This window comes from Novipirellula herctigrandis (assembly GCA_007859835.1).
GTDB classification, from domain to species: domain Bacteria; phylum Planctomycetota; class Planctomycetia; order Pirellulales; family Pirellulaceae; genus Novipirellula_A; species Novipirellula_A herctigrandis.
The window spans coordinates 6175632-6196089 of the sequence record SJPJ01000001.1; the positions used below are offsets into that span (position 1 = coordinate 6175632).

Genomic DNA, 20458 nt, shown 5'->3' on the forward strand with positions numbered 1-20458 from the left:
CAAACGGCGGTACGCGAACGCCTTCGAGTTCAAGAAGGAAATGAGCCGTAGCAACGCGTTGCATTAGCGGCTCCAGTGTCCGATAGACCTCTGGCGAGCCATCCGCGATTGCCTCCTGTAATTTTTCCATCGCTACGGTCATCGATCTGGCAGCAGCTTCAAAGTCTTGTGCCTTGAAATCAGTGCCCACTTCGTTAAATGCTTGCGTGACGGAAACGACTAATTGTTTTTCGCTAGCGGATAATTCCGCCGCGTGAGTGAGCGAATGGATCGATACGAGTAGAGCCAAGCAGAACAGAATAAATCGCGACCACATCCGTCGAGTTCCTTAATGGTGAGGTTGGCAGACGAGCATCCATAGCCATGAAACGTGCCAAATGAATCGGGCTATTATCGCTGATTAGCATCATAACTGGCAAAGGTGAATCGTGAAAACGAAACTTCTCGCGCTGTTCTAAACCGTCCCCTCGCCCACGCGAAACGCCAAATGGTCGGCATCATCGGATCTGGATTGCACCCCATGGAGGGCTTCTGCAGCAAAATCGGGGCAGTGAATTTCTGTCTGGATGTTGCTGTAAGTTGTTTTGCATAAACAGTTTGCGGGTTCTTCAGGGCGTTTTTCGGCAAACCCGCTGCGGAGCATACTCGCAGCACATTAAAAGGGTGGATTGCGAAGGATTTTTTGACGGAGTGCTTTCTATGACCTACATAACCTTGGTGTTCTGCCCAATCCACTAGGTCGCCACTTGCCGCAGGCAGCACGTTTCGCAGCGAGCGGATGGACATCCCGACCGCCCGATCCATTTCCGTAATAGCCTCTACGTAGAACCTATGACGCGTTCCGCATCGATCCTGTTGGTCGACGACGACTATCACCTAGCCGAATCCATGGCGTTGTGGCTTCGTGAAATGAGTCACGTTGTTGTTGTGGCGGGGACGCTTGACGAAGCGAAAACTGCACTTAAAAAACAAACCTTCGACTTAGTCATTACTGACTTGCGATTGGGCAACGACGATGGTTTTGATTTGATCACCCATACGCGGAAGCGTTTCCCCGAGACGTCGGTTTTGGTGATCACAGGCTATGCGACGCCCAACACGGCTATTGAAGCCGTCCGCGCCGGTGCGTATGACTTGTTAACAAAGCCCCTGATCGACGAAGAACTTACGCTTGCGATTGATCGGTCGATCCAGCAGCGCAAGATCGCTAGCGAGAACGACGCGCTCCGCAAACAGCTTGATCGTCGCAGCGGCATGGAGAACATTCTGAGCCACGATTATCGAATGTTGAAAATCTTTGATGTCGTCGACTCGATTGCCGACGCCCGTGCATCCGTACTGATTACCGGCGAAAATGGAACGGGCAAAAGCATGGTCGCTCGGGCCATTCATACACGCAGTGCTCGACGTGGCGGTGCATTTATCGAAGTGGCTTGTGGGGCACTACCAGACACGCTGTTAGAAAGCGAACTGTTTGGTCATGTTGCCGGCGCTTTTACCGGTGCTGTGGGTGATCGGCCAGGGAAATTTCAACTTGCCGACGGCGGTACATTGTTTCTCGATGAAATTGCCACAGCCACGCCAGCGATGCAAGTCAAGCTGCTTCGTGTCCTACAGGAATTTCAATTCGAACCGCTTGGCGGTTCCGAGACGCATAGCGTTGATACGCGAGTGATTTTGGCGACCAACGAAGACTTGTCCAAAGCGGTCACATCGGGGGCATTTCGACAAGACCTCTATTATCGCGTGAACGTGGTCAATATTGTCATTCCACCGCTTCGTGAACGCGTCGGCGACATACCTCTTTTGGTAGAACATTTTCTACGTGAAGCCGCCGATGCGAGTGATCGTAATATCCTCGGATTCGACCGCGAAGCGATGACGGTTTTGCAAAGTTATGCTTGGCCAGGGAATGTTCGGCAACTTGAAAACGTGGTGGAACGAGCGGTTTTGTTGAGTCGCAACTCGACATTAACCAAGGATGATTTGCCTCCGGAATTGACGGGGCAAATGGGTGATGTCTCGTTTGCAGCCTACTCGGTCGATTCCTCCGCCACCGCAACACATAGCTTTGAGGATGTGAGCGGTAAGACATTGCGTGACGCGCTCGAGGGTCCCGAGCGGACAATTATTCTGCAATCGCTTAGGAACCATCACTGGAACCGAGCGGCCACGGCCGAGGCACTCGATATTAACCGCACAACGCTTTACAAAAAGATGAAGCGTCTCGGTTTGGATGATCCAAGACTGCAATACAGTTCCAATTCGTAGCGACGAATTGTCTTATTTTTTGGTCGTGGAATTCATGTCCTTGAGTGATTTGCCAAGCCGCTTGCGGTTATTCGCAGCTCGCCCCCGCGTGACTTTAGGTTGCTCTGTTTCGCCTACTAGAAGTGCGGCGACGTTGGGGTGAAGCTCATCGCTGTCGGCCGGCGTGCCGATTTGCTCGATCGCATCGCTTACACCAAGAAGCACCGATTGACGCACTCCGTCACGTAGCCATTCAAAAAAATTGACATTCATTGTGGTTCTCCGTTTTGTATCTTTTTGACCCGTTCAAGTGCGAACGGGATTTGATAGATCATGATGACCTTTTAGATTAGGAGTCGATCGGATGTCTAGACCGGTTCTTCAACCACTGGACAGATCCAATTGTCCACCCGTCTGAGACGTTTGGCTTGCTTGGTTGTAACTTTGGTTCGCTCGTTTCGCGCCGTCACAGCGAGCGAGCTGCTCTTGGATCTGATCTCGGCTGTGCACCAGCACCTGCTCGCACTCCGCTTCTTGATCCATCAATTCTTTGAGCATTCGATCACACTGTGTGTTCAATTCGCGTGATTGATTACGCATTTCGATCGATGGCCAATCACGTTCGTCGGGATCATCGCCTACCGCTCGGCTCAACTGTTTTGATATTGCGGCTAATGCGGCCAAGGGGTTTTGTTTCTTCGCCAATATGTGCATCAACTCATTCATCCGTCCCGAACGAGCTGCGCCGATCTGTTCGTATCCAAGGTCGACTAGTTCGACGAGCGTCGCGTGTCGCTTTGCCACCAGTACAGAAATTTCGCTGCCATTGATCATGCGTTGCCCTTTAAAAGCGTCTGTTAGGATCGACCTGGAATTCCGCCAAGATCATCGATGCCCGAATTCATCCACGCCAACAACTGCTCCCATCCTTTTCGATCGTACCGAGTTGTTCTATCAAATTCACCGTCGAATCTCGTTGGAATCCGCTGCAGCACCACTTCGGCCTGTCGAATCAAAAGATCGGCCTCGCGTTTTCTTGAAAGCGCCTTCATGCATCGGGCTTGCCCGAGGATCGCTTCAAGTGCAGGCGGTTCATTCATATAGCGAAGCGATACAGCACGGTACGCGACGGCCGCATCGTCGAGCCGCCCCAGTTCTTTTAGGGTGTCTGCTTCGGCCATGAAGCAATTGCGGAGCATTGATTTGGCATCGTCCGATAGCCGTTGTTCATCTTCGCGGATGAGCAGACTCTCTCTTAATCGTCCAAAACCATCAAGGGCGGCTTGCAGTTCGGTGTCAACCTTATTTCGAAGCGAGCGTCGGGCGGTATCAAGCACATCAGGAGCGATCGATTCGAGCCGAGGCCACTCGGCCGCCAATACATGGCTGCGCGCAGCAAGGTAAGCCGCCATTTGAGCGCGGGGCGAAGGCCAATACCGCTCAGCGGACTCGTCAAGTCTGCGGATGGCATCTTCTAAGATCGGTTGATTTTTCTTTAGCAACTCGATCCGTTCGGCTGGATAAGCTTGCTCGGCAAGCAAATGGTTTTCGTAACCTTTGCGGTACAGCATTTCTGCGAGAGTAAAAAGTGAATCTCGCCATGCAGGGCTTTGCGGAGTCAATTCGCCATCGTGCAAATTGTCCATCAGGTATGCTCGTGCCTTGTCCAGATCACCGATTTCCGAACAAGCCATTGCAAGTAGCAACCGGGCATCATAACGAAGCGGATCGCGAGTGAATTCAGCGATACAAGTCTCAAGTGAATCGATGGCTTCGATCGGCTTGTTGTCAGCTAACAATGCACGGCCAAAGGCAACTAAACCACGTGGTTGTCGGCGGCGTTCTTCGTAACGCAAGTACGGTCGCAGCAATTGGATGCTTCGCCCATAGTGGCGTCCCTGTTGGTATGCGTCGATCGCCGCCCATGTGGTCGGCAGGTAGCGAGGCGTGTCATAATCGTATTCGGCGGCCTGAGCAAACGCGTCACCGGCTGCACGAAAACGGGTTCTCGCAAGCGACGACGCCGCTCGGGAGACATCGCCGCCGATGCCCGTTCCTTCCTTAACGGTACTAGCACCCCATTCTCGGTACGTGATCCCTTCTTGCATCAGCGCTTCGGCGGGCGAAAAAACGGGGGGCAACATCCGAGCAATGTCGATCGCGGCTGGATACTTTCCATGATCACGCAATCTTTCCAGTGCCACAATCATGCGGCGCTGGAATTCATCAAAGGACAGAAGCGACGCGTCAAAACCTTGTTCGTTAACGAGTTCATGCATGATGAACCGGGTTGTCTGTACCATTTCAAGTCCACGCCCCTGATCGGCTAGCAATTCCATCTCCTCAAGACTGCCGATGATGGCCTCGGCACCAAACGGACGTTGTTGGCGAACTGTCGTCATTTGTGCGAGAGCTCTGTCGGGCATCCCTTGGCATAGATAGGCTCGCCCGGCCCAAACGCGGGCGATTGCCGCGAGTCGCGGCGGTCCTTCGCGATGAATATCGGCTAGGCTCTGCATCGCCTCGCTCAGTTCAGCGACGGCTTTGCTGCGATCTAAAAACTTTTCGTTTGGTTTTTTGCCGTAGCGGTCGATTGTCTTTCGGATTTGCACAACCGCGCCAGCCAATTTCAATTGATCACGGTATTCCGAAAGCTCGTTTTGCGGATCATTTTCTGGATCAGGCAACGACGAAATTTTGCTATCGATGATTTGCTGGGCTTCTTCAAAACGGCGCAGCTGGGTGAGTGCTTCAATTTGGATATTCTCGGCGGCTCGTCGTAGCGGTACTCGTAAGGCGGGGTCGCGAAGGTATTCTTCGATTGTTGCGAGGGCAGCGTCAGCGGATGGCTCGTTTGATTTCAATTGAGCCTGTGCGAGCGTTGGCGTCAGAGATCGACGCAGCGTTGGATCACGTTGGATGGCTTGCGTGAGAAGCTTGGCGGCTTTGTCATATTCGCCGAGTCCGAACATGGCTTCACCTAAGAACTGCAATCCGTCGACTTCGCGGCCGATTGGAAATCCAGAAGCGGCGATTTTTTCGAGAATCGGTGCGGCTTCGGCAAAGTGTTCACGCTGCGATCGCGCGTCGGCAGATTCCTTGGCACGTGCGACCAAGCCAGCACCGATAAGAAAGTCTCGTTTTTTCTTTAGGGCAGCGGTTTCATCTTCAGGATTTGGTGCGGCGGCAGTCTCGTCATCCGGTTCGGCTGTCTGTTCCGCCTGCTCTTCGGGTTCGATCTCCGGCAGAAAGTCTTCGTCATCAGCGTCGAGTTCGTCTTCGAACTTGGCGGTCCTGGCCAATTCGCCCGCTAAAACCACTCGGCCTTGGATATATTCTCGCGAAGCGAAATCAATCGTTTCGATAGGATCGGGCGGACCCGTTTTCCACCAAACTGAAAATAGAACTCCGGAACCGCCGACGGCCGCTACGGCAGCGCACAACAATAGCCCCAAAGCCACATTGTCGTAACTTTTTTGACTCGAATCGGCCTTATTCTTCTCGGGCTTTTGTTTGCTCATGCTTTCCAGTCGCAGAAAACGCTGCTTTTGGATTAGCAAATAACAAGGGCAAGCGTCAAGCAAGATGCATGATGGGAGAAGAATGGATCAAGTTAGTGCTGCGTCCCAATTAAGAATTGGAGTTCCGCAACCTGAATATGGAGCTGTAGATTGCTAGCAAATTAGTCTTGCAGTTTCTCGTTCTGCTGGTGGCGAGCAGCATCACGATGTTTTTTTTTGTCAAGGTTCCGTTGAAACGCCTTGGTCAAGTCAATGCCGGACTGGTTGGCTAAACAAAAAGTCACAAACAGGACATCCGCGAGTTCATCAGCCAGCGAGTTCGTTATATCAGCCGGCTTTTTTCCCGTTTTCCACGATTGTTCGCCGCACGTCCGGGACAAAATTCGGGCCACCTCGCCTACCTCTTCGATCAATTGGGCAAGGTTGGTCATTTCGTCAAAATACCGCACACCGATCGAGTGAATCCACTGGTCAACTTGAACCTGAGCATCACGGATGGTTAGGTTGGATAGATAAGATTCGGGGGGGGGGGATGGGGACATGTTTGAAATTGACTCTAATGTTGAAGCGGGAAAACGGACAAAAACAGACAATTTCGCTGCCTCGACCTCTCGGTTGGGTCTCACATCGAACTCAGCTCAAGTATGCTAATGTCAACCAACGGCGAGAATCCAACTTGGCGAATGAAGGAAAAGGAGGCACCGCAATGCTAGCGAAGTCTAGCTTTTTCCTACGATCGGATCGACCGACGTGTGATTCAGGCATTTGTCATAGTCATCGAAAGAATTTCGCTTTTGGAATTGACTCGCACCGGGCATGATACTGCGGATCTCCGTGGGGATCCGCACATCCTTTTTCAACCAAAATGTCGAGCGATTGGTGAATTCTACTGCCGCAATCGAACCGCTGTTCCTTGAAGACATGAAGGTTGGGGATCATTGGTTAAGTCCAATGCGTGAAATCTCATCGGAAGATGTCGCTGATTTTGCAATGCTCACTGGCGATAATGACCCGCTTCATAGCAGTGACGCATCAAGGTCCCCGTTTGGTGAACCGGTCGCGCACGGACTGTTAGGACTGAGTGTGTTGGCGGGGTTAAGCAGTCAACATCCTCAAGTAGCGACGTTGGCATTGGTGGGTATTTCGGATTGGCAATTCGAAGCTCCGGTTTTCTTTGGAGATTGTGTTCAGGTTCTCACGGAAGTGGAGCAAATCCAACAACATGGTCGCCGATCGGGTCGAGTCACTTGGATTCGTCAATTGCTCAACCAACATGGAAAAATTGTCCAGCGAGGCCGATTTGTCACACTGGTGGCCACACGTTTGAGAGCGAGACACTTTTCGCATTCGCACGAAGAAATGTCTCCGCGCGGCACGCTCCGAGCAAGGTAGCATTTGGTTTTGAATCGTCGCGATTTCTTTGTACTTGCATCATCGGTTTGGTGTCTGGCTTCGACACGGGCAATTGAATTGTTCGCTGATGAGGACACCGATGAAGGCACCAACCGAGATGACGAAGAGGCGATCATCGAAACGATTGATCTTTCGGAGCTTTCCGAGCCACCGCCCGCGATCGCGGAGTTGATCGAATCGGCAAAGGTTCGATTCATCCTCGGACCACAAGAGAAAGCAACAACGCAAAAGAGATTGCGTACGCGAGCGCTCGGCAAAGGCCGCAAGACTGCGGGGCTGACCGAGTACCGAGTCTCGTATCGTTTTCGTAGTTACAATCGATGGAACGAGACGATCGATGGGCGGTCTGACAAGGAGGTGACGGTGACAGCTAAATTATTCGATCTGGGTATCGATCATAGTCACACGGTTTGGTTGCTCCAACGCCCCAGTGCGGAAACGTTTTGGACCGACCGCGTCGTCCTGCACGAATTGGATCATGTTCGCATTTCCAGTGATCCGATGCTCGAAAAGCGGTTTGTCGAAAAGGTGCAAAGCAAGTTGGTTTTTACAACGAGCATCGGTGTCGACGAGAGGTATAGCAGTCAAAAAGCGAACCGGATCGTTAAGCAGCACATTGCCGATACGTTTGAAGAAATTGCCGAGTTGATTGAAATCCGCTACCAGGAACTCGATAGGTTAACCGACCATGGTCTCAATGAATTGCCCCCGAATTCTTCGCTCGATTCGGTATTGAGATAGGGAGGATTTGCAGAGTTGGCCTGCTGTCCCTGAACACCACCCGCTGTTAGCAACGGCAAACCGATCAACCACGACGTGACAAATTGGTATCATCGTGATTGTCTCTTTTTTTGCCGTCAAATTCGATCGCGAGAACCACCCTTGAAAGCTTGGCTGACACGTTACACGCAATCGTTCTCGTTTATTGGGCTTATTGTTGCTGCTTTGTTTTTTTCAGCGTCGGTCACCCCTTCGCTGTTGCCTCGGCATTACGTGACTCAAGGTGTCCTATCGGCGTTTGCGCTTGCGATTGGCTATTCGATTGGCATTGCATCAGTATGGTTTTGGCAGTTTCTCGGATTGTCTCAACCGAGTGATTCGCTCAATCGATGGTCCCAGCGAGTCACGGTGGTATTCACGGCGATGGTCTTCATTGTCTTTCTTCGCCAATCAACGCTGTGGCAAAATTCGATCCGCGAACTGATGGAAATGCCGCCCGTGGAGTCGGCATACCCGCTCCGCTTTTTTCTGATCGCAGTCGGTTTAGCAGCTGGAATAGTGGCATTTACCCGTGTCATGATTCTCGCTGGCTCGAAGCTAGCCGATAAACTCGACCGATTTCTGCCTCCTCGCATTTCGCGTGCTGTCAGCACAGCGGTGATTGGTGTTTTACTGATTTTTGTCGCCAATGGTGTGTTGGCTCGCGGGTTGTTGAATGCCGCCGATTCGTTCTTTTCCAAAGCCGACGAATTGATCGACGAGGGCATTGAGCAGCCGACTCGGACGATCGCCTGTGGCAGTTCCGATTCGTTGGTCTTGTGGGAGTCGATCGGTCGGCGTGGGAAGGACTTTATCGCTGCAGCACCAACCCAAGAAGCGATCGCCAAACAGACCGGTGCTGATGCGATGGCTCCGATTCGTGTATACGTTGGAATGCGCACCGAACAGACGATGGAAGCCCGAGCGGCGTTGGCCTTGGCGGAACTAAAGCGAGTCGGCGGTTTTGATCGAAGTGTCTTGATTGTTGCAACGCCCACCGGAACAGGTTGGCTCGACCCCGGCGCGGTCGATACGCTGGAATATCTCCATCACGGCGATACGGCGATGGTTACGACTCAGTACTCTTACCTGCCGAGTTGGATCACTATTTTGGTCGATCCAAGTCGTGCGAAAAGATCGGCAAAAGCACTTTTTGACTGCATCTATGATCACTGGAAAACCCTTCCGAAGGACAATCGGCCTCGCCTCTACCTTCATGGTTTGAGTCTTGGTTGTTTTGGCGGCGAGACAGCGGCCGACGTGTTGACAATCTTTGAAGATCCTGGGCAAGGGTGTGTGTGGAGTGGCCCACCGTTTCCATCTGCTCAATGGGCAGCACTTGTCCAATCGCGTAACCCCGACAGTCCCCAGTGGCTACCGACGTTTCGCGATCAGGCGATCATACGCTTCACCGCCCAGAAAAACGCTCTGGATAACGGCAAGCGATGGAGTTCCATTCGAAATGTTTACATCCAACATGCCAGTGATCCGATGGTTTGGTTCTCTCCTGATCTAGCGTGGCATCGCCCCGATTGGTTAAACAACCCTCGCGGGCCAGACGTTTCACCTGAATTGCGTTGGTATCCGATCGTCACGTTTTTGCAAATCGCATTTGATTTGCCGATGGCGACTACCGTCCCAATCGGCTACGGGCACAATTACAGTTCGTCGAGCTATATCGATGCATGGATAGCGGTGACGGAGCCGAATGGTTGGGATAAGCCCGAATCAATCCAACAATTGAAGGCACATTTTGCTGATCGAGAATAGGAATGTCGTCATCCCAGTTTGATGCCTATAACAACCCGGACGCATCGGTTTCGAGGTCGGGGGCAAATAAGAATCCTGGTTCACATACAGGTTCCAATAACAAGGCAGGTGATTCGAAAGTCTCCCAGCGTCGGCCCTTTTTGGGGATCCAATTTGAGTGCTGCGGGATTTATGGGCGAATCTATCGGAATGCTGCGCAAACAGCCTATGTTGGCAATTGCCCCAAATGTGCTAAGCGAATCAAGATCTTGATTGGCCCCGGAGGCAATTCGACGCGATTTTTCCGCGCTTCCTGAACGATCCTCCTTAACGCTCCACGCGCAACCACAAGAATTCATCTTGCGTTGGAGGGGGATGGTAAGTTATCAGCCAGTTCCGAATTAACCCTTCCCCCCAATAAGACATTCCTTGGGAGCGTACCGTGTCACATCATTGGATCGACCCGAAAGCCTGCGATTCTTTAGCCATTCTTGTGGAATCGGTCGCATGTGCCCAACTCACGCAGAATCACGCTCCCATTTGCCTCGAAATTGACATCGATTCCCATCTCTGCATTCCCGCGAAAGGGGAAAAAGTGGCGGAATTGATTCGCACGATGGTCAATCACTCGATTGTCGAAATGGGCGACGGAGGCGGTGACATTACGATCACGGCGATCGACGCTGCAACGGGGCTTGAGCTCGAAGTCGCTGATACCGGTCGCAGTATCGAAGAACGCGAAACGACGATTCCGTTTGCCGCAGCTGCAATCGGAGCAAAAGTTCATTGGCAAAATTGTCCTCAAGGTGGCGCGGCCGCAACGGTTGTTTTTCGTCCACACGCGGGTGCTTCACGAATGGCGGCTTAGACCATGTTAGGCATCTTCAATAAGAGCACGATTCCAGCCCTCGAACAGACGCTCCAGTTTTCCGAGAAACGCCACGAACTGCTCGCGGGAAACTTGGCAAACCTTGATGTGCCCGGTTATCGGTCACGCGACTTGGATGTTGGCGAGTTTCAAAATGCATTGGCTGAATCGATCCACAATGCTCAAAGCCCTGATGCCAGCAGCAAGATTGAGCCGGTCACGCGAGACGACTTGTATTCCGGTCCGCGGAATGCGACCGAGCAAGTTGTCTATCACGACGGCAGTGACGTTTCGATGGAACATCAAGTCACTGAAATCGCAAAGAATCAACATTTACACAGCTTAGCCATCACGACGATGCGAAGCCAATTCGCATTGTTGAGAGCGGCGATTACCGAAAGGGCTTAAGACAATGTTGCGATCACTTGATATCAGTACCTCCGCGCTCGTTGCACAGCGTACTCGTTTGAATGCGATCTCTGGCAATATTGCCAATATTTCGACTCTCACCGACGAAAATGGCGAACCCAACGCTTACAAGGCGCGCGAAGTTGTCTTCCAATCCGACGATTCCTTCTCGTCTACCGGAGCTGCCGGAGTGAAGGTTGCTGAGATCAAAACGAACGAGTCCGATCCATTGTATCGCTACCAGCCCAACCATCCGTTAGCGATCCAAGAAGGCAAGTGGAAAGGTTATGTCGCTTATCCAAACATCGATCTAACGACGCAAATGGTCGACGCACTTGAAACCACGCGAGCGTACGAAGCGAACGTCGGCGTGATGGAAATTTCGAAAGGGCTCAGCCGCGAAACTTTGTCGATTTTGGCGTAGACCCTCCTAGAACAGCTTCGGACACATGAAATCGATCTCCACCTCTTTTGGGCCGCCGCTCAAGCCGATCAATCCCTTTGCCAAGGCGTCAGCCGGACAAGGTGCCAAGACGGGTGCAGATACATTTGTGAATTTGCTCGGCGGTCAGGTCGACAAAGTCAACGCGATGCAAACCGATGCGAACGAAATGGTGCATTCGTTGTTGACCGGTGGTGATGTGAACGAGGCGGAGGTGCTCACATCGGTGCAAAAAGCTGATCTGGCGTTCCGCATGCTATTGCAAGTACGAAATAAATTACTCGAAGCGTATCGCGAAGTTCAGCAAATCCAGATTTAGATCTCACTAACCAGTTATGAATTTTTTTAGTCAATCTAGCGAACAGATGCGTGAAGCATTCAATGCGATGCCGATGCAATCACGCATCATCACTGCGTTGCTTGTCGCTGCGATTGCAATTGGGCTTGGCTTTTTGGTTCGCGGCACGAGTTCGGTCAATCACGAAGTTTTGTTCGGTGGCCGGGTCCTCAATGAAAATGAAATTGATGCTGTCGAATTATCATTCAGCCACGCCGGACTAAACGATTGGGAACGTGAAGGGCGACGAATCCGAATCCCACGCGAATCACGCAATGCCTATTTAGCTGCCCTCGAAGAATCCGCATCGCTGCCCGTTTCGCTGCAAAGCCACGTCCAAACCGCAATCAATAGTGCTAGCCCGTTTGAGTCGAGCGAACAACGACTTTCGCGAGAAATGCACGCGAAAGAACAAGACCTTGGCAGTCATTTAGCCCGTTTTCCCGATATTAAGTTCGCAAGCGTCGAATACGACCGCGCCGAGCGAGTTGGACTAAGTCGGGATCGGCCACAATCGGCTAGTGTTGTCGTTACGCCCGAAGGCACAGAGCCATTATCGAAACAGCGTATCGACCAAATCAAGGAAATGATCCGCGCCTCTTACGCGGGGATGTCCAGCGATGATGTTGCAGTGATCGATACCAATTCGGATGGCTCCATCGGCTTTGATGAGGATGCGGATCCACTTGCCGCGAAACGGCGTGACGAAATCGCCTTCTACGAACAGAAAATCCGTAAACACCTGATCGGTTACGGCAGCGGGCTTAGTATTTCGGTTTATGCCGAAATCGATCCGACGATGGATGTTGAAAAAACAACATTGAAGTACGATTCGGAGCGTACCACGCTGCAAGACAAATCAAGGAAGATTGATACGCAAACGATCCGTCCGCTCAACCAGGGCGTGCCAGGTGCCGCTCCCAACGCGATCGGAAACCGTGCTCAAAGTCTCGAAGACCTTGAAAGCACCGCTCAGACATCCAAGACAAAGGAAGATGAGCGAGAAAGCGTCGGGGTGGCGGGCCAGCAGTATGAAAATTCACGGATGGCGTCGCTGCAAACCGTTCGAGTGCGCGCGTCGATCTCATTGCCGCAAAGCTACTATCAAGAAGTGTGGGCCCAAAATTGGTTGCTCAATAATCCTGACAAGAAGATTGCCGATGTGCCACCGATGCGGACAGCGGATCTTGAAAAGTTGCGGTTGGAAGTGAAGACAAACATCCAAAGAACGGTCACTCCGCTATTGCCAGAAGTCAACGCGGGTGAAAGCAAAATTGAATTGGTCGAAGTGTCCGACTACCCTACCCTGCCCCAACCGGCTACGTTGGAACCGGAAACGGCGAAATTAGCATTGACTTGGCTTGCCGGGTCTTGGCAAACGATCGCGATGATTGGTCTAGCCTTGGTTGCTTTGTTGGTCGCTCGATCGGCCATTCGTGGCAGCGGTAGTGACAATGGCGTGCCGAGTGAATTCAACGAGGGCTTTGGACTCGAATTGCCTGCCCCGCCTGCGGAAGTCGCTGAGAGTACTGAAAAGAACGATGCGATGGAAATTACCGGCGGGACCCTTAAAGATGAGTTGGTCTCGATTGTCGAATCCAATCCCGAAGTTGCCGCCAATGTGATTCGCAATTGGGTAGCCGACGCCGCTTAATTCGATCTTCCCTCAGGCGGCGTTGTTTCTTACAAGGTATGGGTCACGAAAGCCCGTGATGATCCAAACACCTTCTAGGAGCAACCACCATGGCCAATCGCGAAGCAGCACTGCGGCGAGTGGCAATCGTTCTAAGTAGTCTACCGCCGGCAGTTGCAGCAAACTTGATGACGAGCATCGAGCCCTCATTGAAAAAACTCGTGCGCCGAGCCATGACAAACCTCTCGGACGTTGATCCGCTCGAACGCCGACGGGCGTTGGCTGCATTCAAGGGGATGGTGACGCAGTCACAGATGGACACATTCACACGGCAAAACCAATCCGTTGACAAAGCTTCCGTAGGAACCCGTGATGACCATTCCGATATCGGACACACGGCGAACGTGGTCAAGCGACTTCGCGAAGATTCGTTCGATCCGAAAACAGACAATGACACATCAAATCATTCGCCACTCTCTTTCCTCAGCGACGTAGAAGACGATTCGCTTGTTGAAATGTTGTCGCTGGAACATCCCCAAGCCGTTGCGCTCGTGCTAGCATCAATCTCTCCTGCACAAGCGGCGCGAATCATTCCGCGATTGGATCCTGCGATCCAAAGCGAATCATTAAGTCGGATTGGCCGACTTGGCGACGTGCCAAAAGAAGCGGTCGAAGAGCTGGCAACGCATCTGCGAACTCGAGTCGAGCAGCATGCCCAACAGCAAAACAAGACCACCGGGCAAAGAGCACTGAGTGCGATACTTGCCGCGATGCCCAACGGACTCAGCCAATCGCAAGGCGAGATGCAACCGCTAACCGAAGCGAAACCACAACGCGATGCTTCGCCACAACGCGACGCCTATGTGCCAACGTCTTCGGCAACCGATCAAGTCGAAAAGGAAACCGAAGCGAACGCCAATCTAAAGCATATCGAAGTGCATTCACTGAGGGTGGCCCCGGGGACTTCACCGACGCCTCAGGAGGTTGAAAAGGAAACCCATTCGGGTACGCCACAATCGACGATTCAAGGTGCCGACGCCGATGAATTTTTCGCACCCGGCGCTGCGGTATTGGATTCCACTGATGCAACCCATCAATTCCTTGTCAAACTTTCAGGCAAACAGCTGTGCCAAGCTCTTGGCAAAGTCCAAACGCGTCAAGTTCTGTTGGCGTTGTGTGGCTTGCCCAATGAAGTTTGTGATCAAGCGTTGAGCTTTCTGCCGCGGGCCCAAGCGAAACAGGTTCGTACTCAGATGATTTCTCTTGAGTCGGTTCAATTGCGAGACATCGACGATGCGAAAACGGCCGTCGCCAAAGCGGCACTCCAGCAAGAATCGAATTCTGCAAGTTCCATGAAGCGGACCGCAATGGCAGCCTAGAAACACGTTCTTCGTAAATATTAAGCATATCCATGGCAATTGTTCTCAAACCGAATCGTACAGCGGACCAACCCGATTCTGCTGATGCTGCTCGCAAGGTCAGCGGGTTGGCCGGGTTCAACTTAGACGACTTGGCGGATCAGGGACGCTTGCGGATTGATCAATGCCGAGAAGAAACTCGGAAGATATTAGAGGCTGCAAAAAACGAATCCGAAAAACTTCGACAACAAGCGAAACAGCAAGGCCGCCAAGAAGGGCTTGCCAGCGCAGAGAATGAAATCAATCAACGAGTCAAGAAAGAAGCTGAAAAACTAGCCAGTGATTCCTTGGCGACGATTCATCAAGCGGTTCAGCAGTTGCACGTCACTTATGAGAGTTGGATGCAACAGTATGCCGATTCCTTGTCAGCAATCGCTATCGCGGCAGCCGAGAAGATCGTTAAGCAAAAACTCGAACAGGATCAAACCACGTTGGTTAGATGGGCCGAAGAAGCGGTGTACAGCGCGCGTTCGGCGAGCCAATTGACGATTGCAGTTCACCCGGAGACGCTTGCGAATTTAGGACAAACCTTCGACGAATTGTTGGCTTCAGCGGACCTTCCTGAACAATCGACGGTTGAAGCGGATGAATCGGTTGCGATCGATGCGGTCGTTATACGCCAACCCGGCGGTCAAATTCACGCGGGGCTTACCGAACAACTCGAACGACTTCGGGAACTTCTATCGTGACATCGACGACATTTCAGTATTCCTTGGAAACGCCCAAAATCCATTTGCCTGGGCCTGTGGCAGAATTGATTGGCGAGACCATTACATTCGAAATCAGCGGTCGCGTTGCGGCGGTACGAGGCGATTCGATTGAACTCGATGGGATCACGGCACCCGTGGGCGCGATTTGTGAGATCAGTCCCAATTCACCCGATCGCCGGTTAGTGAAAGTGATCGGCTTTCAAGGTGTCCGCCCCATTGTCGCTCCGATGGAAACAATGGGAGCGATTTCTGCGGGTGATAAAGTACGACTGCTAAGCCGAAACATCGCACTTCGAAGTGGTGCGTCGTTGTGTGGTCGAGTGATCGATGCGTTTGGCCGTCCGATTGATGGCAAACCATTGCCTGACGATTTGATTCCCGTCGATACTCGACGCCAGCCTCCCGAATCGCTCGATCGACCGCCGATTGACGCTGCGATACAAACCGGCGTACGTGCGATTGATTCGCTTTTGACCTGCGGTAACGGACAGCGATTGGGAATTTTTGCGGGCAGTGGTGTCGGGAAAAGTACGCTGCTTGGGATGTTGGCTCGCGGTTCGAGTGCCGACCGAATCGTCATTTGTATGGTCGGGGAACGAGGTCGCGAGGTCCAAGAATTCATCCAACGCTGCTTGGGCGAAGAAGGCTTGCGCCGCAGTGTGGTTGTGGTTGCGACAAGTGATCGGCCTGCGGCTCAGCGGATCGCGGCGACATGGACTGCCACCGCAATTGCCGAATCATTTCGCGATGATGGACAAAATGTTTTGTTGTTGGTCGATTCGGTTACGCGATTGGCGATGGCTCAACGCGAGCTAGGGTTAGCGGCGGGGGAACCGCCAACAACGCGAGGTTATCCGCCGAGTGTCTTCAATCTGTTGCCTCAAGTCGTGGAGCGTGCCGGACGAACGTCGCTCGGATCGATCACGGCGTTCTATACCGTATTGGTTGAAGGGGATGACAATAACGAGCCGATCGCCGATACGCTTCGTGGATTGCTTGACGGACATATCGTGCTCAATCGCGAATTGGCGGCACAGGCTCAATGGCCACCGATCGATGTGCTGCAAAGCCTAAGTCGATTACAGCCTCATTTGGTTTCACGCGAGACCCTTAACTCGGCCAGCATCGCAAGACGACATTTGAGCGTCTATCAGAAGAACGCCGACTTGATTTCGATCGGTGCGTACCGCAACGGTAGCGACCCGAGTGTCGACGCGGCGATTTCGATGCGCGAGCCCATGAAGTTGTTTTTATCGCAAGATGCAAACGAAGTGGCGCCTATGGAACAATCTTTGGCGGCGCTCAACGTATTGGCAACGATGCAGCCAAAGGCACCTGCGCCAGGCAATCCGGGTCAAGTGCAAGCAGCTCAAGTTTCTGCGGGGCAAGTGCAAACAGCACAAATGCCTGCGTGAAACATTTCGTAGGGTTATCGTCTTAGCAGGCAAAACAGAACATGAAATTTCACTTTCGATTCGCATCGATTCTCGATCTTCGCCGCCGAGAGAGGGATGAAGCAGGAGGAATGGTTGGTGAAGCGAATGCGGCGATTGGGAAAGTAGAAGATCAAATTGAAGCGATCGAACAAGAGCGAAAGCAGCTTGCGATTGATGATGCTGAAAAACGTGTCGGCGATGTTTCGGTTGATCGATTGCTCGCTCGCGGACGTTATGACCTGCAACTGCAGGCGGATATCCATGAGCTTCGTGAAACACGGTTGAAGCTAATCGAAGAACTCGAGCGGCGACAGCAGCGACTTCGCGATGCGGAAACGGAAGTGAAGAAATTTGAAAGAATGATGGAAATGGATTTGCATCATTTTCGAAATGAAATCAATCGTCGCGAACAAATTGAGATCGATGAAATGAACAATCGTCGTGATGCGGTTCGAGCGACAAAACACTAGCCCTGATTGATACCATGTTAAACAAACTCACCTACGCTTTTGTCGCGTTTTGCGTCGCGACCGTTTTGACCGAGATGATTTTGCTTGGCTATTTCTTGGTCCAAGGTAGCTTTAATGGCGATACGCTGACCAAAATGGTTGCATTGATGAACGGTATCGATATTTCGGGAAACCGTTTGCAACAAATTTTGAAACAAAGCGAAGACCGCGAGCAGCCTGACTTTGAAGAGATCCTTCAAGCAAGAAAAATGGAAAGCTTGGAGATGGATATGCGTCTCCGAAGTCAGAACGAATACCGTGATGACCTCAGTAAAATGCTAGCAGAATTGCGCGGTCAGAGAGATTTTTTCGATGAACGGCGAGAAGCGTTCAAAGAAAAATTAGAAAAAATGGAACAAGGAGCTCGCGACAAAGGAGTCCAAGAAGTGCAAAGAACCCTGCAATCTCTCGATGCAGTGCAGGCCAAGGACCAACTTTTGAGAATTTATGAGGATGAAAGAGTTGATGAGGTCGTCAATATCATTCAAGCCATGCCAATCGAAAAACGAAAAGATATACTGGCGGAGTTTGTAACACCAACCGAAGCGGACAAACTCGCCGAGATCCTGCGCCGAATCGGCGAAGGGTATCCAACCACGTCTCTGATTAATCAGGCAGGCGGCGGCTAAGGGTTTGCGATTGCTGGGGGGGCTCCCACTTTGCGATTCCAAAAGTTGCTTCGTAAAGGGAACAAGCAAAGATGGGTGATACGCAAACAAATTCATATGCGACCAGTGCTGCGCAAACAATCACCGAGGCTCGAAGTTCGCTGCGATCCTCGTATCAACGAGGTTTAGGACTTCAGTTTTCGGCCAGCGGAGGTTCCCAAGGAATTCTCGATGCCTTCGCGGATGTGTTTTCTCAAATGGCCTTGGCTAAACCGGTCGACGCAAAGCCAGAGAACCAAACCGAAGATCTCCTAACGGCATCGTCAGGCGAACCGGATCAGGAGGCTTCTGCGGCGGAAGAACACGACGAGACCTCCGAAGTAGAATCGAAATCCGAGGCGAACGCTGACGTTGCTTTGTTGGGGGCAATGGGCAAAGTCGAACAAGTCGATCCCCATAAAACCGGCGACGGCGAAACGGTTTCAGACGACAAGTCGATCTTGAAAGCGACATCGGAGGAATCGTCAGACCAATCCCAGAAGGAACGCTTGCCAGAGCAAATGAGCGAAATGGGGGATCAACTCGGTGATCCTTCAGCCGAAGCGGTTGTTCAGGAAAACGTTGACGAATCGTTGGTTTCCGACGAGAAACAGGTTGATTCGAAATCGGGTAAGGCGAAGCAGAATGTCGAAGTAAAGCCCGTGGTCCAAAATGAAGTGGTAGTCGAGAAAGCATCATCGGATGATTCGGCCGTCGAAAATCCACTTGGCAGTGTGGTGCAGTCGGTTGGGGAGGCGGAAGAAGGAACGGAAGATGATGGCAAGAAACGTCGCGGTAACCGGCGAAACCGACGTGGTGTGATTGACCCAAACCAGAAAGTAGGTGCCGAACGTGCTGCCGATGCGGCGGCTTCGCAGCGTCGTGCGGCGGAACAGGCGGCCGATCAAGCGAACGTTTCCTCAACAACGCAGTCATCCGCTCCGACGGTTAATGCAAGTGAAATTTCTCGGCCACAATCGACGGTCGTGCCCCAAGCTGTCGCAGACCCCAACGCTGCCGCTGCCGCCGCAACTACTCGTGCTGTTAGCGCGGTGGCCTCGGCGACGGGAGCGACTTCCAATGCAACCGGGCGCTCGGAAAGGACTTCGGTTAACGCTGTAACGGGTGGATCAGAGGCGAATCGGGCGAATACCTCTACCAAAAAACAAGCGGGGCAAACCGAAAAGTCATCGAAGACCGATTTGATCTCGCGAGCCAAGTTGATTCAGCGTGTCAGCAAAGCGTTTCAACACTTAGGCCCTAACGGCGGCCATGTCCGATTGAGGCTTGCGCCAGCAGAGCTTGGAACGGTACGTTTGGAAATGCATATCCAGCAACGAAAGATTCAAACTCGAGTGGTCGCAGAAACGGAAGCCGCAGCATCGGCGCTTCGCGAAAATTTGCCCGAACTGCGCCAACGTCTTGAGTCGCAAGGGATGCAAATTGAAAAGATGAGTGTCGAGGTGGAATCGGAATCGCAAAACGGGAATCGTTCGTTCGGTGATCATTCGTCGAGCGGACAAGATGACGACGGCAGACAGTTTGATCGTCCCTGGCGACGGCCACCCGCGTCTTCGGAAAAAATGGATCGAGACACCAAATCACAGGACCAAATTTCACCTGAGGGACTGCAAGGCTCGACCTCGCTGACAGGCGGAGTTGACGTCCGGTGGTAGCCAGACGGGAACGCTGCCTGTTTTTCGGGGGCTTGTTCCCGATTCGATCGGAATGCGGGAATGCGGGAAGGGACTCGAACTAAAAACTGCTCTCGCGTCTGGGCACGTTGGCGACGTACAACCGATACGGATTTTTAACTGGCTTTCCTTGTCTTCGCGAAGGGCAACAACGATGTCACAAATCGGACAAACGAGTACCGCAGATTTTACGTCTCAGCAGCAGGCTGCACAGGCAAGCTCGGACGATGCCTTCTCGGGAGTGGACATCGATAGTTTCATGAAACTATTGATCAGCGAGCTACAGAACCAAGACCCGCTGAATCCAACGGATAATAGTGAAATGATTCAGCAAATCGGTCAAATTCGTGAAATTGGCGCGACCGACCAACTCACGCAAACGCTCTCTTCGCTGTCATCGAGCCAGGAACTTGTGACCGCCAGTTCACTGATCGGTCGAAGCGTCACGGGGCTCGCTGATGATGCTAGCGACGTTGATGGGGTAGTTGATCGTATTACCGTAGAAACTAACAGCGATAACAATGCCCGTTCTGTCAAAGTTCACGTGGGTGGAAAGACGATGGATATAGATAACATTCGTGAAATACTAACTGGGTAAACTTTTACGATTCCTTAGCTAGCATTCTTTTGCTTCGCTGAGCATCGATTTTTGGTTTATCCGCGA

At 52.1% G+C, this 20458-nt stretch carries 20 protein-coding genes and 1 pseudogene; 16 read left to right on the top strand and 5 right to left on the bottom strand.

All coding sequences use genetic code 11. The features are described 5' to 3' along the window. Positions 1-316 (bottom strand): annotated as a pseudogene (locus tag CA13_RS35505) (hypothetical protein); the annotation flags it as partial. A gap of 515 nt (positions 317-831) precedes the next feature. Here CA13_RS35505 and CA13_RS22605 point away from each other — a divergent pair. Continuing rightward, complete coding sequence (locus CA13_RS22605) at positions 832-2271, top strand: sigma-54-dependent transcriptional regulator (RefSeq protein WP_146400518.1); 1440 nt, start codon at positions 832-834, stop codon at positions 2269-2271. 12 nt (positions 2272-2283) lie between these two features. Here the strand turns inward: CA13_RS22605 and CA13_RS22610 are convergent, their stop codons facing one another. The 4 genes from CA13_RS22610 to CA13_RS22625 all read right to left on the bottom strand — a co-directional run bounded on the left by CA13_RS22610 (position 2284) and on the right by CA13_RS22625 (position 6313). Further along, the gene (locus CA13_RS22610) at positions 2284-2523 is read right to left on the bottom strand and encodes a hypothetical protein (RefSeq protein ID WP_146400520.1); all 240 of its coding nucleotides are present in this window, start codon (positions 2521-2523) and stop codon (positions 2284-2286) included. A gap of 108 nt (positions 2524-2631) precedes the next feature. Then, positions 2632-3054 carry a hypothetical protein gene (locus CA13_RS22615; RefSeq protein WP_419194709.1) on the bottom strand — a complete coding sequence of 141 codons (423 nt, stop codon included), beginning with the start codon at positions 3052-3054 and terminating at the stop codon, positions 2632-2634. 53 nt (positions 3055-3107) lie between these two features. Then, on the bottom strand, positions 3108-5771 hold the full coding sequence (locus CA13_RS22620) for a tetratricopeptide repeat protein (RefSeq protein ID WP_146400524.1): 2664 nt from the start codon (positions 5769-5771) through the stop codon (positions 3108-3110). Between the two features lie 161 nt (positions 5772-5932). Continuing rightward, positions 5933-6313, bottom strand: a complete 381-nt coding sequence (locus CA13_RS22625) for a nucleotide pyrophosphohydrolase (protein WP_146400526.1) — start codon at positions 6311-6313, stop codon at positions 5933-5935. A 337-nt stretch (positions 6314-6650) separates the two neighbouring features. Here CA13_RS22625 and CA13_RS22630 point away from each other — a divergent pair, with 337 nt between their 5' ends. The 15 genes from CA13_RS22630 to CA13_RS22705 all read left to right on the top strand — a co-directional run bounded on the left by CA13_RS22630 (position 6651) and on the right by CA13_RS22705 (position 20392). Beyond that, on the top strand, positions 6651-7163 hold the full coding sequence (locus CA13_RS22630) for a MaoC family dehydratase (protein WP_419194710.1): 513 nt from the start codon (positions 6651-6653) through the stop codon (positions 7161-7163). Between the two features lie 9 nt (positions 7164-7172). Continuing rightward, on the top strand, positions 7173-7925 hold the full coding sequence (locus tag CA13_RS22635) for a hypothetical protein (RefSeq protein ID WP_146400530.1): 753 nt from the start codon (positions 7173-7175) through the stop codon (positions 7923-7925). A 141-nt stretch (positions 7926-8066) separates the two neighbouring features. Then, positions 8067-9713 (top strand): alpha/beta hydrolase, encoded by a 1647-nt coding sequence (locus CA13_RS22640; RefSeq protein WP_419194711.1) that lies wholly within the window; start codon positions 8067-8069, stop codon positions 9711-9713. A 421-nt stretch (positions 9714-10134) separates the two neighbouring features. Then, positions 10135-10560 carry a HAMP domain-containing histidine kinase gene (locus CA13_RS22650; protein ID WP_146400534.1) on the top strand — a complete coding sequence of 142 codons (426 nt, stop codon included), beginning with the start codon at positions 10135-10137 and terminating at the stop codon, positions 10558-10560. Between the two features lie 3 nt (positions 10561-10563). Further along, positions 10564-10968, top strand: coding sequence for a flagellar basal body rod protein FlgB (locus CA13_RS22655; protein ID WP_146400536.1), 405 nt, complete (start codon positions 10564-10566; stop codon positions 10966-10968). Between the two features lie 4 nt (positions 10969-10972). Then, positions 10973-11392, top strand: a complete 420-nt coding sequence (gene flgC / locus CA13_RS22660; protein WP_146400538.1) for a flagellar basal body rod protein FlgC — start codon at positions 10973-10975, stop codon at positions 11390-11392. A 25-nt stretch (positions 11393-11417) separates the two neighbouring features. Next, entirely contained in the window at positions 11418-11729 is a 312-nt protein-coding gene (fliE, locus tag CA13_RS22665; protein ID WP_146400540.1) for a flagellar hook-basal body complex protein FliE, read from the top strand. Between the two features lie 16 nt (positions 11730-11745). Further along, positions 11746-13401, top strand: a complete 1656-nt coding sequence (locus CA13_RS22670; RefSeq protein ID WP_146400542.1) for a beta-cystathionase — start codon at positions 11746-11748, stop codon at positions 13399-13401. 89 nt (positions 13402-13490) lie between these two features. Then, positions 13491-14759 carry a FliG C-terminal domain-containing protein gene (locus CA13_RS22675; protein ID WP_146400544.1) on the top strand — a complete coding sequence of 423 codons (1269 nt, stop codon included), beginning with the start codon at positions 13491-13493 and terminating at the stop codon, positions 14757-14759. A 32-nt stretch (positions 14760-14791) separates the two neighbouring features. After that, a complete protein-coding gene (locus CA13_RS22680; RefSeq protein WP_146400546.1) occupies positions 14792-15487 on the top strand; it encodes a FliH/SctL family protein in 696 nt (231 codons plus the stop codon). Further along, a complete protein-coding gene (locus CA13_RS22685; protein WP_473087477.1) occupies positions 15484-16923 on the top strand; it encodes a FliI/YscN family ATPase in 1440 nt (479 codons plus the stop codon). The genes CA13_RS22680 and CA13_RS22685 overlap by 4 nt, the downstream gene beginning before the upstream one ends. A 41-nt stretch (positions 16924-16964) precedes the next feature. After that, positions 16965-17414, top strand: a complete 450-nt coding sequence (gene fliJ, locus CA13_RS22690; protein WP_146400548.1) for a flagellar export protein FliJ — start codon at positions 16965-16967, stop codon at positions 17412-17414. 74 nt (positions 17415-17488) lie between these two features. After that, a complete protein-coding gene (locus CA13_RS22695; RefSeq protein ID WP_419195145.1) occupies positions 17489-18082 on the top strand; it encodes a hypothetical protein in 594 nt (197 codons plus the stop codon). 71 nt (positions 18083-18153) lie between these two features. Next, a complete protein-coding gene (locus tag CA13_RS22700) occupies positions 18154-19776 on the top strand; it encodes a flagellar hook-length control protein FliK (RefSeq protein WP_146400552.1) in 1623 nt (540 codons plus the stop codon). A 172-nt stretch (positions 19777-19948) separates the two neighbouring features. After that, entirely contained in the window at positions 19949-20392 is a 444-nt protein-coding gene (locus tag CA13_RS22705) for a flagellar hook capping FlgD N-terminal domain-containing protein (RefSeq protein WP_146400554.1), read from the top strand. Positions 20393-20458: the final 66 nt, after the last annotated feature.